A 15266-nucleotide genomic window follows, 5' to 3' on the forward strand; every position below is an offset into this window, starting at 1 on the left:
GCTTTCGGTTCCCCCGATTGTGGCATGGGCATCAGCCGCGCGGGTGGTGCTGGGCGTGAAGGCGCTTGAGACCTTCCTTAGCCACCAGGGTATAGATCTGCGTGGTGCTCAGCGAGCTGTGACCGAGCAGCATCTGCAGGGCACGGAGGTCGGCGCCGTGATTGAGAAGATGCGTAGCGAAGGAGTGACGCAGGACGTGCGGGGATACCCGTTTCGATGGAATGCCCACTTGCACGGCATAACGTTTGACGAGGGTCCAGAACATCTGCCGGGTCATCGCTCCGCCCCGCTTCGAAAGGAACAACGCCGCCGGCTGGCCGTGCCCTTTCGCCAGCAGGGGACGCGCCTCGCGCAGGTAGGTTTCCACATGCGCCAGCGCCTCCTCTCCCACGGGCACGAGCCGGTCCTTGCCCCCCTTGCCGGTGACCCGCAGTACGCCCTGCCGCGTGTTCAGACCCGCCAGTGGCAGATCGACCAGTTCCGACACCCGCAAGCCGGAGGCGTACATCAATTCGAGCATTGCGCGGTCACGCTGGCCCAGCGGAGTGCCGATGTCCGGCGCGACAATCAGCGACTCGATCTCCCGCTCGGCAAGCGCCTTGGGCAGTCCACGCGGCATGCGCGGGCGCTGCATCAGCAAGGTCGGATCCTCTCGCGCACCGTCGTCGCGCGCCAGCTGCGCGTAAAACCGGCGAAAGGCCGACTGTCGCCGCGCCATGCTGCGCACGGCGACGGGCTGGCTGCCGTGATACGCGGACAGATCGTCGCGACCGGCCGTGGCCAGTCCCTTTCCCCGCGTGCCGAGCCAGCGCGCCAGCCCCTCAAGGTCACGTTTGTAGGCTTCGAGCGTGCGCTCTGCGAGACCGTCTTCCGACCAGACGCGCTCGATGAAGCGGGCGATCAGGCGCGTATCGTCGGCGGCGAGTTCGGCGGGGCTTACGACAACTGACGCGGCGGAGGGCATGGCAAAGACGATCGAGGGATACGCCGCGATAGTCGCACGTCTGTTACGGATCGCTCAAAGCCGCTGAAGAGTTGACTGATAACCTGCAATCACATACCCGAGCTGATGCTCCACCGCTTCTTTGAGCACCTCGCGCTGCTCCGCGGACAGATGCTTCTTTCTTGCTTCCAGCGCGCACGCCTGCATCGTCTCCACGAGCGTATCGGCGGCCTGCCTAAATGCGCCGGTAGCGATCTCGGTGACACGCGAAAGATGATCGTCCGCGTCACGACGAAGCAGCAGGAATTCTTTCGGGACCATTTGCTGGTCCGCATCGAATGCGCGAAGGTAGGTATCCAGTGCGGAGAACGACGAACTCAGTCTGAGCGCCATGTCGAAGCGTCCTTGGTCGGTGACGCGGCCCATCACCGCATCCTCGTCGACAGCCTAGGAAGACGGACCACGCGGGGTCAATGAGAAGCATTTCACACATAGTGCTTAAAAACCATTGACTTGAGCGATAAGGAGCCGGATTCGGCTGTCGATTTATCGCGCCGCTTGCATGACGCATCCCGTCTACAATGCCGCGTCGCCAACGCCGTGGAATCGCATGACTCCGACTTCGCCCGCTCCCGCATGGCGCCGCTTCGCGGCGATCGTCTACGACGCGCTCGCGGTCGTCGCCATCGTGATGGTGGTGGGCCTGCTCGCGCAGATGGTCACCGGCGGGAAGCTCTTCGACGAGCACGGGCGGATGCTGACCTGGTGGTATCAGCCGCTACAGGGCCTCGTGGTGGGCGCTTATTTTCTGCTGTCGTGGGTTTCCGGCGGACAGACGCTCGGCATGCGGCCATGGCGCATCCGTGTCACGGATGCCAGGGGCGAGCCAGCGAGCTGGAAGCGCGGATCCGTGCGCCTCGTCATCGCGGCGCTTCCGCTCGCGCTCGTGCTGATTTTTCCGCTGACGTCGCTGAAGGCGGCCCTGTGGGCGCCGGTCATCGGGTGGGCGATCCTGCTGAGTCCCGCCTGGTTCGATCAACGGCGCCGCGCGATCCACGACATGGTCGCGGGCACCGAGATTCGCCGTCTGCCTACTTGAACTGATCGCTCGCGGGTACCCACGAGCCGGAATTCGCCGACGGCGCGGGCACATTGATCTTGATCGACCCCTCGCAACCGGGTGGCAAGGGCCCGCCGGTGATGCGCGCCGTCGTGCAGAGCGCGGTGTTATCCAGTGCGACCGGTGCGGCGGCGACGGTGGAGCTGTTCGCGGGCGGCAGGTTCTCCGCCAGCGGCTTCGCCGGCGCCATGGTCTGGGTCTTCGCCACGGCGTCCTGACTGGCCGGCTTGGGCGGACCGTCGCCACCGCTGCAGCCCAGCGTCAGCAGGGAGATCGCATTCATTCCCGGATTGCCCGCCGCCTTGCTGCCGGCGTTACCCGGACCCGCCGTGCAATTGAGGCGGATGCCGCGAGGGAGCGGCACCGCGAACTTCACCGTCGTCGCCTCGACACCATGACGCACGGCCGTATCGACGGACGATTCGCCCTTGGGCGTCCAGGCGCCGTCGAAACGGGTCGCCTTGTAATCGATATGCACGCGCGCGCCGTTCTGCGGCAGGACGTTTCCGCGTGGCCTCAGCTCGGTGTACGCGCCGACCTGCCCCGCTTTTTCGCCCTGCCCGCCAGCGACGCCGTCGCTCCGATCCGACGTGCCATTGGCCCCGGTGACGCGATCACCTTCGTCCGCGCCCCTGGCCGCGCCCGGTTTGCCGGACTCCTGATTCGCGCCAGGAGTGTTGGAGCCGGCGACGTTGGCGTCGCCGGGGGACGCCTTGCCCGCCGACTGGCCTTGCACGGGCTCGGCCGCCTTGTTGTTGCCCTGCTTGCCCTGGCTGGCGGCCGCCTGTGCGGTCGATTCACCGGCGGCCGTGTCGCCCGGGGCCTGACCAGGCGCCGATGGCGCCGTCGCGGCGCCGGCCACCGGACGCTGCATCTCACCCGGCGCCACCGCCGGTGCCTGCACCGCCGGGCGGTCCACCGTAGCGACGGGTGCCGACACCGTCGGTCTGGCCGCCGCGTCCGGGAGCGGTACGGCCTCGAGATCGGCATCGGCCTCGACCGGCGGCGCGGTCACGGGCTGGACGGACACCTTCGGCGGGACGGGGCGCGTATCCATCGCCAAGTCGGGCTTCGGCGGCGCCACCGGCTCGGGAGCGACCTCGGGCAAGGGCACGTCCTGTGGCGTCGGCGGTGCCGCGCTTTCCTCCACATCCGGCCGCGGAACCGTCGCCAGCGTCATCGACGTTTTGGGGATGGGCGCCGTCCTTTCGGAGGTGATCGTGGGCGGCGTCGGCGTGACGGTCATCTGCGACGCTGGCGTCGGCGGAATCGCCAGCGAGGCCGGGGGAGGCATCGGCGCGAGGCCTTCCGCTTGCGGCGGACGCACGGGTTCCGGCTGGAATGTCGGGGGCACGACCTGGGGCTTGGGCGTATCCATCGCCAGATCGGGCGGTGTCTGAGTGGGAACCGGGACCTTCTCCAGCTCGGGCTGCGGTGGCGGCGCCTTGGGCTGAACCAAAGGGCGATCCGCGACTGCCGCCATGCTCGGCGGTGGCGCCGCCGGCTTTGGCGCGGCCTTCACCCTGGGGGCTTGTGCGGCCGGCACCGCCACGGCGGGGCGCGATGGGGTTTTCGCCGCCGCCACGGCGGCCGCGTGCGAACCCTGGGCCGCGCGGCTGGCTGCGGTGGACCACTTCGTGGTGTATTTGACCTTGGCCACGGCGGCCGTCGACGGCGTGCCGCGCACGGGTGGCTTCGGCGGTGGCGGCTTGTCGATGAGGCGCACCTGCAGGGCGTCCGGGTGCTCCGGTTCGGGCGGTGGCGGGAGAACGTCATACGCCGGCCCCAGGATCATCCCGAACAGAAACAACAGATGGATGACCAGCGTGCCGACCCAGCCTGCGATCCGGCGGCCGCTCGCCCGCGGCTTCTCACGCAGCAGACGACGGTAGACAAGCGCGTGCATCGCCGCCTCGCGCGGCGAGACGGGCAGCGATGTGGCGGCGTCGGGTCGCTCGCTGTCCGGTGGCAGAGTGTTCGGCATCGGGCGCTAGTGTCCACGCTGACGCCGCGGCGCACAATCGTGGCGTGCGTCGCAGGCGTCAGTTACCGGTTCGGCGTGCGCGCTCGGCGTTTTCCTGATCCATCGCCTTCAGCGGCGTGTCGGTCGGGCAGCCCTCCTTGACCCGCTCGTCGGCACGGTACGCGGCGATGCATTCGGCTTCCGTGCGCTGAGGCGGCGCGCCCGGCAGATCCTTTACCAGCGGTGCATTAGCCATGTTCAGGCGTGTGTCGCCGTCCTTATGCGCGGCCTTCGAGGGGTCCTCGCCACCGCAGCCCACCGGCAGCACGAACAAGACCGTGGAGCAGTTCACCCGCGTACCGTGACCGAGGTCGATGGTCTTCTTCACCGTGGTCTTCTCGATGACGCGGCGCATGCCCTGACTGACCACGTTCTCGTCGCGCGGTGCCCAGTCCTTCTCGAAGCGGGTCTGCGTGTAGGTGACCGTGGTCTTGTGCGACATCACGCTGGTGTTATCCGTCGGCCGGGGGGGCGTGTAGTCCGAGCCCGCCGGGTTCGCACCGGTCTTCGGCAGGGCAATCGAGCCGTCGGTGCCGAACAGGTTGGGCGCGGGCCGCGCATCGGAAGGCGTCGCGGCGGGCGCCGTGTCGGCTGACGGCGGTGCCTCCGGCTTCTTTTTCGGCGGCGGCTCGGGACGGGTAGCGTCCGGAGAGCGGACTTTCGGCGGCGGTTCGTTTACCGGCGGCGGCGGAGGTGCCTCCACCGCGGGCGCCGGCGCGGTCGGCTCGATGAAGCGCACCTCGAGTACGTCAGCCTTGTCCTGGGGGACGAAGAAGCCGACCTGGACCCGCGGCTCCATCTCGTAGCGGATGACCAGAATCAGCAGGACGTGGAAGACCAGGACCGCGGCAAGCGCCAGGATGAAACGCACCCGGTTCCGCGGCGGCGGCTGCCGTCGCATAGCCCTGAGGACGGCGAGCGTCTCCGGGTCCAGCGGCACCAGCCCATGCAGGCGCGACGACGCCTCCGGCTCCAGCCGGTGGGTGTCGACGAACGGCGGTGGCGCCTTGCCGGGGTATTGCACGCGGGGAAATATCCCTTGGGCTCGATGAAAAGTCGCAAATGTTAGCGGGGTACTGCTGAGTGCAACGTAAGCCCGGGCTTCAGACCGCGCGGCGCCCGGAAGATTCCCCTTGATTCTTCATCCCGGGAGGAGAAGGCTAGCGGTCTGGGGGGATCCTTCGTGTCACTGAAGGAGGGTCGCATCGTGTCCCAATCCACGGAACGCATCCGCAGCCTCGCCCTCGCCGGACACGCCGGCGCCGGCAAGACCACCCTGTTCGAAGCCATGCTCCACGCCGGCGGCGCATTGACCGCCATGGGCAGCGTGGAGCGAGGCAGTACCGTTTCCGACACCGATCCGATGGAGAAAGCGCGCGGGCATTCGATCGATGCCTCGATCGCCTCCATCGAGCGTAACGGCTATCGCATCCATCTGCTGGACACCCCCGGCTACGCCGACTTTCGAGGCCCGGCACTCGCGGCGCTCGCCGCCGCCGACACGGTAGCGATCGTCGTCAACGCGGCCAACGGCATCGAACACGGCACCCGGGCCATGATGAATTACGCGAAGGAGCGTCGGCTCGCACGCATCATCGTGGTCAATCGCATCGACGCCGAGGGCGCGGACCTCGCTCTGCTGGTGGACGATCTGCGTAACGAATTCGGGAACGAATGCCTTCCCCTCAACCTCCCCGCATCGCAGGGACACACCGTGCGCGATGCCTTTTTCCAGACGACGGGAGATACGGATTTCTCGTCCCCCGGAGAGGCACACCAGCGCATCATCGATCAGGTGGTCGAGATCGACGACGACGTGATGGCGCACTATCTCGACGCGGGCGAGTCGGCGTTGAGCGCGACGGAAATGCGTGGTGCGTTCGAGCACTGTCTCCGCGACGGTCATCTGGTGCCCATCGTATTCACCGGCGCGCGCGACGGTATAGGCGTGAGTGAACTGCTGGAGATCGTGGAGCGTATTCTGCCCTGTCCCGGTGAAACGAATCCTCCCACCTTCCATGACGACGCCGGCACGCGTTTCGAGGTGGCCGCCGATGCCGGAGGCCATGTGGTCGCCGACGTGTTCAAGATCATCAACGACCCCTTCGTCGGCAAGCTCGGCGTTTTTCGCGTCTGGCAGGGAACGGTGCGCCGGGATTCGCAACTGCTCGTCGACGACGGACGCAAGCCGTTCAAGGTGGCGCATCTCTTCCGCCTGAAGGGGCGTGAACATGTCGAAGTGGACGAAGCCCTGCCCGGTGACATTGCCGCGGTGGCGAAGGTCGAGGACATCCACTTCGACGCCGTGTTGCATGATGCCCCGGACGAAGCGGGCATCCATCTCGATGCGGCGCCGTTCCCGTCACCCATGTTCGGACTGGCGATCGAACCGGCACATAAGGGGCAGGAACAGAAACTGTCGCAGGCACTGGCGAGGCTCGCGGAAGAAGACCCCTGCTTCCGCGTCGAACATCACAAGGAGCTGAATGAGACCGTGGTGCGAGGTCTGTCGGACCTGCACCTGAAACTCATGCTCGAACGGATGAAGTCGCGATATGACATCGACGTCGTTACGCATCCGCCTCGCATCGCCTACCGCGAGACCATCGGCGTGTGTGCCGACGGCCATCATCGGCACAAAAAACAGACCGGCGGCGCGGGACAGTTCGCTGAAGTATTCCTGCGCGTGGAGCCAATGGAGCGCGGCATGGGCTTCATCTTCGCGGATGAGACCAGGGGCGGCGTCATCCCGAACCAGTTCATCCCCGCGATCGAGAAAGGTGTGCGCCAGGCACTGGAACTTGGAGCGTTGGCGGGATACCCGATGCAGGACCTGCGTGTGACCGTCTATGACGGCAAGCATCACCCGGTAGACTCGAAGGAAGTCGCCTTCATCAGCGCGGGGCGCAAGGCTCTTCTCGATGCCGCCTCACGAGCACGGCCACAGGTTCTGGAACCGGTGATGGACCTGGAGGTATCGATTCCGGATCGCTATGTCGGCGACGTGACAGGTGGGCTCGCCGCCAAGCGTGCACAGATCATCGGTACCGACGCGTCACGGGGCGGCGAGACGCTCATCCGTGCGCGCGTGCCCTTGGCGGAGCTCACCGACTATCCCACGCAGTTGAAGTCGACGACCGGGGGACTGGGGCGGTACGGCATGGCGTTCAGTCACTACGACACGGTCCCACTGGCCGTGCAGCGGAAGCTGGCGGAGCGGTGGAAGCCGCGGGAGGACGAGGATTGATCCGGAAGACCTCAGGCCAAGGCAGGTCGATCGCCAGCGGCGTCGGCTCCCGCCAGGGCTGGCTGCGAAAGCCAGCCCTGGCGATGCTCCCAGGTCAGGCAGCCACAGCCTTGATCAAGGCATCCGTAAACGCCGGAATATCATCCGGCTTGCGGCTGGTGATCAGGTTGCCGTCCTGGACGACCTGACTGTCTTCCCAGTTCGCACCGGCATTGACCAGGTCCTGCTTCAGCGAAGGCCATGAAGTCAGCTTCTTGCCCTTCGCCAGCCCGGCGTTGATCAGCGTCCACGGCCCGTGACAAATCGCGGCGACGGGCTTGCCCGCACCTGCGATCGCCTTGACCAGAGCCAGCACCTTCTCGTCCGTGCGCAGGTTGTCCGGATTGATCACGCCGCCGGGAAGCACCAGCGCGTCGTACTTGCCGGCGTCGGCGTCGTCGAGGCGTACGTCGACATCGACGCTCTTGCCCCAGTCCTTCTTGTCCCAGCCTTTGATCTGCGTGGCATCGCCGGGCGAGATGACGTCCACCGTCGCGCCGGCGGCTTCGAGAAGGCGCTTCGGCTCGGTGAGCTCGGACTGTTCGAACCCGTCGGTGGCGATCACTGCGATGCGACGACCGTCGAGAGATTGGCTTGCCATGATGATGATTCCTCGGAAAGGGTGTGTTCCGAGGATCGATGGCGGAGCATGACCGGGGCGTCGCGCAGGCGTCGGCGCCCCGTGAGCAAACGTGAAGAGAAGGCTCAGGCGGCCTTGCGCTTCGGCTTGAGCATCGTACCGATGCAGTTCGGCGAGCCGCACAGGCAGGCCCAGATCTTCTTCAGGCGCGCCGTATGCGGCATGTCCAGCGTGATGCCGTAGTCGTAGGTCAGCTCCTCGCCGGGGGCGATATCGCGGATGGCTTCGATCAGCACGCGGTCCTTCTTCGACGGCTTGCCTTCCACGGCTTCCTCGACCACGGCCTGGCAGTTGGGATCGCAGCCATGATTGATCCAGCGCGCCGTATTGCCGTTGCTGTTGCCGTCCACGATGAACTTCTCGTTCAGCGTGAAGAGGAAGGTGTGTCCTGTCTCGCCACCGTCGCCGTACTTCTTGTCGGCCTGGGCGTGGGTGATGATATCGCCCTTGTATTCGACGATCTCGTCGCCGGCCTTGATGGGCGCGGTGGCGAAGACGCCGTTTCCGTGGATGGGCGAACGTCGTGCGGCGATGCGTCGGGTCATAGGGAGAATCGATGGTCTTGGATGATGATCGCTGATGATGCCTGCTCGCTCCCCGCTTGGGAACCGCGTTTCAAACGCACGTCTCGCGCGCATGCATGCCCGGCGCTACCATCCGACACCTGTTCGACGCACCCATGCCGGAAGCCCAGGGAATGATCTCGACCGTCCGCAACTCGTTCGTACGCATCGCGCTGCTTCTCGGCGTGGCCACGCTCGCCGCCTGCGGCCCCGCGAAAAAGAGTGTTTTTCCGCCGTCGGTGACCTTGCAGGAAGTCACCGCCAGGCCGGGCGGCGTCTGGCACCTGACCCTGCGCGTCCGTAACAACAGTTACGGCGGCATGTCGTTCGAGGCGTTCCAGGGCACCCTGCGGGTGGGCAACCTCGCCGGGGTGTTGCTCGATGCGAAGGTCGATCAGGACATCCCGTCGTTCGCCGCCGACGTGGCGAAAATCGATCTTTTGCCGACACCGGACATGTCGAAAGCGCTGGCCGAACTGGCCGCCAAAGGCAGCTCCGGCTCGTTGCCCTATGCCATCGAAGGAACGATCACCGCCCTCCCGGAGCAGGAAAAGAAGCCCCGCACCTTCGAGGTGCACGGACGCAACTGGCTGTCGCCGGTACCCGGCATCCCCGATACCTATCGCTCTCCCTGACCTCACCCAGCCGCGCCCGCCGCGACGCCAGGATTCGCCATGACGATCTACAAAGCCCCCCTCGACGACATGCGCTTCGCGCTTTACGACGTACTCGGCGCCGAAGCCGTGCTCGCCCGGCTGGAAGGCGGCGAGGGCCACACGCGCGACTTGCTCGATGCCGTGCTCGATGAGGCCGCCCGCTTCAACGAGCAGGTGCTCGCACCCCTGAACGCGAGCGGCGACCAGGAAGGCTGCCATTACGACAAGGCCACCGCGTCAGTCACCACGCCCAAAGGCTTCAAGGAAGCCTACCGCCAGTACGCGGAAGGCGGCTGGGCCGGTCTCACCGCGCACGAGAAGTTCGGCGGCCAGGGCCTGCCCGCCGTGCTGGGCGCGATGACCAAGGAAATGATCGACTCGGCCAACCTGGCCTGGGGCATCTACCCCCTGCTCTCGCACGGCGCCACCGACGCCCTCGAGCACCACGGCGACGCATGGCAGCAGGAAACCTTCCTGAAGCCACTGGTCGAAGGTCGCTGGACCGGCACCATGTGTCTCACCGAGCCGCAGGCCGGGTCGGATCTGGGCCTGCTGAAGACCCGCGCCGAGCCGAACGAGGACGGCAGCTACCGCGTTACCGGCACCAAGATCTTCATCAGCGCGGGCGAACACGATTTCGCCGAGAACATCATCCACCTCGTGCTCGCGCGGCTTCCCGACGCGCCGGCCGGCAGCCGGGGCATCTCGATGCTGGTCGTGCCGAAGTTCAAGGTAGGCAAAGACGGCAGCCTCGGCGAGCGCAACGCCGTCGCCGCCGGCGCCATCGAACACAAGATGGGCATCAGGGGCTCGGCCACCTGCGTGATGAACTTCGACGAGGCCGAAGGCTGGCTGATCGGTCCCGCGCACAAGGGTCTGGTGGCGATGTTCACCATGATGAATGCCGCGCGGCTCGCCGTCGGCATCCAGGGTCTTGCCGTGTCCGAGCGCGCCCTGCAGAACAGCCTCAACTACGCCCGTGAACGCCTGCAGATGCGTGCGCTGTCCGGTGCGAAACTGCCCGACAAGCCGGCCGATCCGCTCACCGTGCATCCCGACGTGCGCCGCATGCTGCTGACCCAGCGCGCCTTCGTCGAAGGTGGCCGCGTGCTCGCCGCCTACGCCGCGCTGCAGAGCGACATCGAGTCGCGCGATGCCGATCCGCAGGCGCGCAAGGAAGCCGGTGAACTGCTGTCCTTCCTGATTCCGATCGCCAAGGGCCTGCTCACCGAAGCCGCGCAGGAATGCACCAAGGAAGCCCTGCAGATCTTCGGCGGTCACGGCTATATCGCCGAGCACGGCATGGAGCAGTTCGTCCGCGATGCGCGCATCATCACCTTGTACGAAGGCACCACGCAGATCCAGGCGCTGGACCTGCTCGGCCGCAAGATCATGCAGCTGCAGGGCGCCGGTCTGAAGCATTTCCTCGGTGAGATCTCGGCGTTCTGCCAGGCGCACCAGACCACGGAAAACGTCAAGGCTTTCATCGGGCCTCTCGCCGTGGCGACCAAGACCTGGGGCGATCTGACCCAGGCGATCGCCCAGAGCGCGCAGGCCAACCCGGAGGAGCTGGGCGCGGCCGCGGTGGATTATCTCTATCTGTCGGGCTATGTGACCCTGGCTTACTGCTGGGCACGCAGCGTACTCGCCACCGAGGGGTCACACCTCTCCGCGGATGCGAAGCAGGCCAAGCGCGACACGGCCACGTTCTATTTCAGCCGCATCCTGCCGCGTATCCACGTGCACAAGGCGGCGATCGAGGCAGGCGTGGCGACGTTGCCGGAACTGCTGTAACCCGCTGGAGGGTGGCGGGGGTTTCCCCGCCACCCCCGAAGGTGTAGAAAAGGCTCTGGCCAGCCTTCCCACCGCGACGGTGCCCGACCCGATGAGCGACTCTCCGTTTCTGATCCGTCTCGCCGAGAGCGACGATGACGAGTTCATCCTTGGCCTGCTCCACCGTTTCGTCGACTTCCCACTGCCCAACGGGCGCAGCAAGACCGATTGCCTCAAGGGCATCGAGTCGGACCTGGTCAGACACCTCGACGAGCAACCGTCCAACAGCTACATCTTCGTCGCCGAGAACGAAGACGGTGACCCGGTGGGCTTCGTGCATCTTCAGAAAACCAAGGACTTCTTCACGCATCGCGACAACTGCCATATCTCCGATATCGCGGTGGCGAAAGAACACGAGGGCGAAGGCGTCGGTACCTTCCTGCTCGACCACGCCTACGCCTGGGCCAAGGACCATCGCTGCCAGTTTGTAACGCTGGCCGTGTTCCCCGGCAACGAGCGGGCCCGCGACATGTATGTGAAGCATGGCTTCGATACGGACCTGATACGGCTGGCGAAGCCGGTTCGCTGATCGAGGCGGTGGAACGAAAAAGGCCACCCTCGCGGGTGGCCTTTTTTTGATGGAGCCAGACAATCAGACCGTGGGGGTCGTGACTTCTTTCTGCTCGCGCGTGTCGAGACGCGCGGCCATGCGGTCGATGTTGGCCAGCGACACCAGGTGCGCGTAGATCCAGCCGAAGGCGCCTTCGCGGAGGAATTCACCGGCGACCTTCTCGTCGAGAGCGCGCAGCTTCTCTTCGTTGATGACGAACAGGCCGTTGAGGTTGATGCCCTTGCCTTCCTTCTGCAGGGTGATGGTGCGCGGCTCGAGCAGGTCGTGCTCGCGGAGCTTGCCCATGAACCACTGCGTACGGGCGACGTGGTCCTGGAACTCACCGAGGAAATTCACGGCGTTGGTCAGGGCCGGCGCGTCGGTGCCGTCTTCGTTGAACAGACGCTCACCTTCGGTTTCGTTGAAGCCTTCGTAGGCCTCGTCGAGGAAAACGGTGAAGTCGTCGCCTTCGGCACCGGCCGGCTTCTCGGCCAGCACGAACGGATAGCGGCGGACGAACGCCGGGATGTACATGCCCTGTTCCCAGAAGCCGTTCTCACCGACCAGCAGGTTCTCGCCCTGACGCAGGCCGAGGAGGGCCATCGGGCCGGCCTCTTCCATGGTGTTGCCAGCGAAGAGGATCGGGAAGTCACGCGCGGCGGGCGCGAACTCGACGCCGGTCAGGGGCACGGAGTGCGCCGTGGCCGCGAAACGGATGTTGTTCACCGCCTTGAGACGGAGATCGCGATGCGCCGTGCGATTCAGGGGAACCGGACGCTCGTAGAAAAGCACTTCTGCCACTGAGAAACCCTCATGGACCCGCCGGACCTGGGAAGCCACCCCGGCCCCCCTTCCAAACCCGCGCAGGCGTTAACGAACCCCCACTATATCAGCGCTTCATGACCGCTACAGCCCCGCAAGAACCGTACCGGGCGTGCGCGATTCCGTCGCAATAATGGGCTATGCTCGGGCGAACGCCTCCCAGGAGGCGGGATCGGCCCCCCGATCCGCACGGAGTTCGGCTTGCTGGAACGCTCTTTCGCTTTAGTGAAGGACGAGACCCGATGACGATGGAAGTGCTCCAAGAGGACCTGCCGAGGGTAAGCGCGCTGCATACGACGCGCGTGCTGTCGCTCGACGCGGCGGGCCGCATCCTGGACTGGATCAGCTGGCAGGACGCCGTCTGCCTGTATGTCCGCGGCGTGGTGGCCTGGACACTGGGCGACGCCTGCCTGACCGTCCACGGCGGGATGAACCGGGCGCTCGGCATGCAGAGCAGCCTCGAGCTTCACCCCATCGTGGCCAGCACCGGCCACTGCCGAGAACACGCCGTGGATCCGGCGCCGGCGCTGACCAACACGGCCCTCTTCGCCCGCGACCGGCACATCTGTCTCTACTGCGGTCACCACTACACCCGCCACGAACTCACCCGCGACCACGTGCTGCCCTTGTCCAAGAAGGGCGCGGACGAGTGGGAGAACGTGGTCAGCGCCTGCCTGGCCTGCAATCTGCGCAAGAGCAACCGTACCCCGCAGCAGGCCCGCATGCCGCTTCTGGCCGTGCCCTACCGGCCCAGCTGGGTGGAGCACCTGATCCTTTCCAACCGCAATATCCTGGCCGATCAGATGGAATTTCTGGTCAGCCATCTGCCACGGGATCGGCGCCCCGCCTGAATCCCGCCCGCCTTTGCCCGCAAGGTTTCACACGTCGTCCCTTGCCCCCGCCCCTCCGTAGGCGAACAATAGGCGGATGAACGACCTCTCCCGCTACCCTTATCTGGCGCAGATCGACTCGCCGGAGGATCTCCGGCGTTTCCCGGAAGACGAACTTCCGGCGATCGCCGACGAACTGCGCCGGTACCTGATCGAGGCCGTCGCCTCGTCGGGCGGTCACTTCGGCGCGGGACTGGGCGTCGTCGAGCTCACGGTCGCCCTGCACCACGTGCTCGATACCCCGCGAGACCGCCTCGTCTGGGATGTGGGTCACCAGTGCTACCCGCACAAGATCCTGACCGGCCGCCGCGACCGCATCACCACGATCAAGAAGAAGGACGGCCTGGCTCCCTTCCCCCGCCGCGAGGAAAGCGAGTACGACACCTTCGGCGTCGGGCATTCGTCCACGTCCATTTCGGCCGCACTGGGTATGGCCATCGCTCTGCAGCGCCGTGGCGACCACCGCAAGGTCGTCGCCGTCATCGGCGACGGCGCGATGACCGCCGGCATGGCCTTCGAGGCCCTCAACCACGGCGGCGACGTCGAGCCGAACATGCTGGTGATCCTCAACGACAACGGCATGTCGATCAGCGAAAACGTCGGCGCGATGACCAAGATGATGGCCCGCGCCATGTCCAGCCGCACGCTCAACGCCTGGCGGGAGCGGGCCAAGAAGGCCATGCCGAGGGAGTCGTTCTTCGGCCGTTTCTTCAAGCGCTGGGAAGAACACGCCAAGGGCATGTTCGTGCCGTCGACGCTGTTCGAGGAACTGGGCTTCCACTACACGGGTCCCATCGACGGGCACAACATGGCGCAGCTGGTCCAGGCCCTGGAAACCGCCAAGGACCTCCCCGGCCCGCAGCTCGTCCACGTCATGACGACCAAGGGCAAGGGCTACGAGCCTGCCGAAAAAGGTCCGATCGAATACCACGCCGTAGGTCCGTTCGACCCGGTGGCCGGTCTCGTCAAGAAGAGCGCGCCGGCCAAACCGACCTATACCGATATCTTCGGCGACTGGCTGTGCGACATGGCGGCCGCCGACGAGCGCCTGCTCGGCATCACGCCGGCGATGCGCGAAGGCTCCGGCCTGGTGCGTTTCTCGAAGGAATACCCGCAGCGTTATTTCGACGTGGCCATCGCCGAGCAGCATGCGGTCACGCTTGCTGCGGGCATGGCGGTCGAGGGTGCGAAGCCCGTCGTGGCGATCTATTCCTCGTTCCTGCAGCGCGCCTACGATCAGGCCATCCACGACGTCGCCCTGCAGAACCTCGATGTCACCTTCGCGGTCGACCGCGCGGGTGTGGTCGGTCCGGACGGCGCCACGCACGCGGGCAGTTTCGATCTGTCTTTCATGCGCTGCCTGCCGAACATGGTGATCATGGCGCCGGCCGACGAGAACGAATGCCGCATCATGCTGAGCACGGGCTATCAGTACCACGGCCCAGCCGCCATTCGCTATCCGCGCGGTACCGGCCCGGGCGCGAAGATGGTCGAGGCGCTGGAGACGTATCCGATCGGCAAGGCTGAAGTGCGCCGTCGCGGGCACCACGGTCTGGCGATTCTTTCCTTCGGCACGATGCTGGCACCTGCCGCTGTTATCGCCGCGGAGACTGATGCCACGTTGGTGAACATGCGCTTCGTGAAACCACTGGATGAGGAACTCATCCTCGAGATGGCGCGGACGCACAAAGCATTCGTCACCATCGAGGACAATGCCATCGCCGGTGGTGCCGGTGCGGGCGTGGCCGAATTGCTGGCCGCCAATGGCGTGACGTTGCCGATCCTGCATCTGGGGCTGCCGGACGCTTATCTCGAACACGGTAGCCGCGAGGAAGTCCTCACGATGGCCGGACTCGACCTGCCGCAGATCCGCAGCGCGATCGTTGCGCGGTTTCCGCAGTTCGTGGCGACGGAAGTGGCCAGCGCGGGCTGAGTCATCG

14 protein-coding genes are annotated in these 15266 nt (G+C 66.0%); 7 read left to right on the forward strand and 7 right to left on the reverse strand.

Annotation, left to right across the window (positions count from 1 at the left end; genetic code table 11):
- Positions 1 to 31 precede the first annotated feature (31 nt).
- Positions 32 to 964 carry a site-specific tyrosine recombinase XerD gene (gene xerD, locus FA87_RS14935; RefSeq protein WP_043695616.1) on the reverse strand — a complete coding sequence of 311 codons (933 nt, stop codon included), beginning with the start codon at positions 962 to 964 and terminating at the stop codon, positions 32 to 34.
- Between the two features lie 54 nt (positions 965 to 1018).
- On the reverse strand, positions 1019 to 1369 hold the full coding sequence (locus tag FA87_RS14940) for a hypothetical protein (RefSeq protein WP_036110735.1): 351 nt from the start codon (positions 1367 to 1369) through the stop codon (positions 1019 to 1021).
- A gap of 184 nt (positions 1370 to 1553) precedes the next feature.
- Between FA87_RS14940 and FA87_RS14945 the strand changes: the two genes are divergently transcribed.
- A complete protein-coding gene (locus FA87_RS14945) occupies positions 1554 to 2042 on the forward strand; it encodes an RDD family protein (RefSeq protein WP_043698238.1) in 489 nt (162 codons plus the stop codon).
- Here the strand turns inward: FA87_RS14945 and FA87_RS14950 are convergent.
- Both FA87_RS14950 and FA87_RS14955 read right to left on the reverse strand, forming a co-directional pair.
- Positions 2035 to 4047, reverse strand: a complete 2013-nt coding sequence (locus FA87_RS14950; RefSeq protein ID WP_043695620.1) for a hypothetical protein — start codon at positions 4045 to 4047, stop codon at positions 2035 to 2037. The genes FA87_RS14945 and FA87_RS14950 overlap by 8 nt on opposite strands.
- Positions 4048 to 4105: 58 nt before the next feature.
- The gene (locus FA87_RS14955; RefSeq protein WP_052191372.1) at positions 4106 to 5110 is read right to left on the reverse strand and encodes a hypothetical protein; all 1005 of its coding nucleotides are present in this window, start codon (positions 5108 to 5110) and stop codon (positions 4106 to 4108) included.
- Between the two features lie 183 nt (positions 5111 to 5293).
- Here FA87_RS14955 and fusA point away from each other — a divergent pair, with 183 nt between their 5' ends.
- Positions 5294 to 7333, forward strand: coding sequence for an elongation factor G (fusA, locus tag FA87_RS14960; protein WP_043698244.1), 2040 nt, complete (start codon positions 5294 to 5296; stop codon positions 7331 to 7333).
- Between the two features lie 94 nt (positions 7334 to 7427).
- Here fusA and FA87_RS14965 read toward each other — a convergent pair whose 3' ends face one another.
- Together FA87_RS14965 and FA87_RS14970 are read right to left on the reverse strand one after the other, a co-directional pair.
- Positions 7428 to 7973: a type 1 glutamine amidotransferase domain-containing protein gene (locus FA87_RS14965; protein WP_043695622.1), complete on the reverse strand. Its 546-nt coding sequence runs from the start codon at positions 7971 to 7973 to the stop codon at positions 7428 to 7430.
- A gap of 104 nt (positions 7974 to 8077) precedes the next feature.
- Positions 8078 to 8557: an SET domain-containing protein-lysine N-methyltransferase gene (locus FA87_RS14970; RefSeq protein WP_036110728.1), complete on the reverse strand. Its 480-nt coding sequence runs from the start codon at positions 8555 to 8557 to the stop codon at positions 8078 to 8080.
- A gap of 152 nt (positions 8558 to 8709) precedes the next feature.
- Here FA87_RS14970 and FA87_RS14975 point away from each other — a divergent pair, with 152 nt between their 5' ends.
- From FA87_RS14975 to FA87_RS14985, 3 genes are all read left to right on the forward strand, one after another.
- Positions 8710 to 9210 carry a hypothetical protein gene (locus tag FA87_RS14975; protein ID WP_052191373.1) on the forward strand — a complete coding sequence of 167 codons (501 nt, stop codon included), beginning with the start codon at positions 8710 to 8712 and terminating at the stop codon, positions 9208 to 9210.
- 39 nt (positions 9211 to 9249) lie between these two features.
- Entirely contained in the window at positions 9250 to 11025 is a 1776-nt protein-coding gene (locus tag FA87_RS14980; RefSeq protein ID WP_043695625.1) for an acyl-CoA dehydrogenase C-terminal domain-containing protein, read from the forward strand.
- Positions 11026 to 11116: 91 nt separating this feature from the next.
- The gene (locus FA87_RS14985; protein WP_036110721.1) at positions 11117 to 11593 is read left to right on the forward strand and encodes a GNAT family N-acetyltransferase; all 477 of its coding nucleotides are present in this window, start codon (positions 11117 to 11119) and stop codon (positions 11591 to 11593) included.
- Between the two features lie 63 nt (positions 11594 to 11656).
- Here the strand turns inward: FA87_RS14985 and FA87_RS14990 are convergent, their stop codons facing one another.
- Positions 11657 to 12415, reverse strand: a complete 759-nt coding sequence (locus FA87_RS14990; RefSeq protein WP_043695626.1) for a SapC family protein — start codon at positions 12413 to 12415, stop codon at positions 11657 to 11659.
- Between the two features lie 269 nt (positions 12416 to 12684).
- On the opposite strand from FA87_RS14990, the gene FA87_RS14995 reads away from it, so the two are divergent.
- Together FA87_RS14995 and dxs are read left to right on the forward strand one after the other, a co-directional pair.
- Positions 12685 to 13287, forward strand: coding sequence for an HNH endonuclease (locus FA87_RS14995; protein WP_139382817.1), 603 nt, complete (start codon positions 12685 to 12687; stop codon positions 13285 to 13287).
- A gap of 76 nt (positions 13288 to 13363) precedes the next feature.
- Positions 13364 to 15259, forward strand: coding sequence for a 1-deoxy-D-xylulose-5-phosphate synthase (dxs, locus tag FA87_RS15000; RefSeq protein WP_036110713.1), 1896 nt, complete (start codon positions 13364 to 13366; stop codon positions 15257 to 15259).
- Positions 15260 to 15266: the final 7 nt, after the last annotated feature.

The sequence above is a fragment of the Luteibacter sp. 9133 genome (assembly GCF_000800155.1).
GTDB lineage: Bacteria > Pseudomonadota > Gammaproteobacteria > Xanthomonadales > Rhodanobacteraceae > Luteibacter > Luteibacter mycovicinus.

Bases quoted from the DNA above. Each gene is read 5' to 3' on its own strand.
- FA87_RS14995 (WP_139382817.1), top strand. From the start codon at position 12,685: ATGGAAGTGCTCCAAGAGGACCTGCCGAGGGTAAGCGCGCTGCATACG.
- xerD (WP_043695616.1), bottom strand. From the start codon at position 964: ATGCCCTCCGCCGCGTCAGTTGTCGTAAGCCCCGCCGAACTCGCCGCC.
- FA87_RS14940 (WP_036110735.1), bottom strand. From the start codon at position 1,369: ATGGGCCGCGTCACCGACCAAGGACGCTTCGACATGGCGCTCAGACTG.
- dxs (WP_036110713.1), top strand. From the start codon at position 13,364: ATGAACGACCTCTCCCGCTACCCTTATCTGGCGCAGATCGACTCGCCG.
- FA87_RS14950 (WP_043695620.1), bottom strand. From the start codon at position 4,047: ATGCCGAACACTCTGCCACCGGACAGCGAGCGACCCGACGCCGCCACA.
- FA87_RS14965 (WP_043695622.1), bottom strand. From the start codon at position 7,973: ATGGCAAGCCAATCTCTCGACGGTCGTCGCATCGCAGTGATCGCCACC.
- FA87_RS14975 (WP_052191373.1), top strand. From the start codon at position 8,710: ATGATCTCGACCGTCCGCAACTCGTTCGTACGCATCGCGCTGCTTCTC.
- FA87_RS14980 (WP_043695625.1), top strand. From the start codon at position 9,250: ATGACGATCTACAAAGCCCCCCTCGACGACATGCGCTTCGCGCTTTAC.
- FA87_RS14970 (WP_036110728.1), bottom strand. From the start codon at position 8,557: ATGACCCGACGCATCGCCGCACGACGTTCGCCCATCCACGGAAACGGC.
- FA87_RS14985 (WP_036110721.1), top strand. From the start codon at position 11,117: ATGAGCGACTCTCCGTTTCTGATCCGTCTCGCCGAGAGCGACGATGAC.
- FA87_RS14945 (WP_043698238.1), top strand. From the start codon at position 1,554: ATGACTCCGACTTCGCCCGCTCCCGCATGGCGCCGCTTCGCGGCGATC.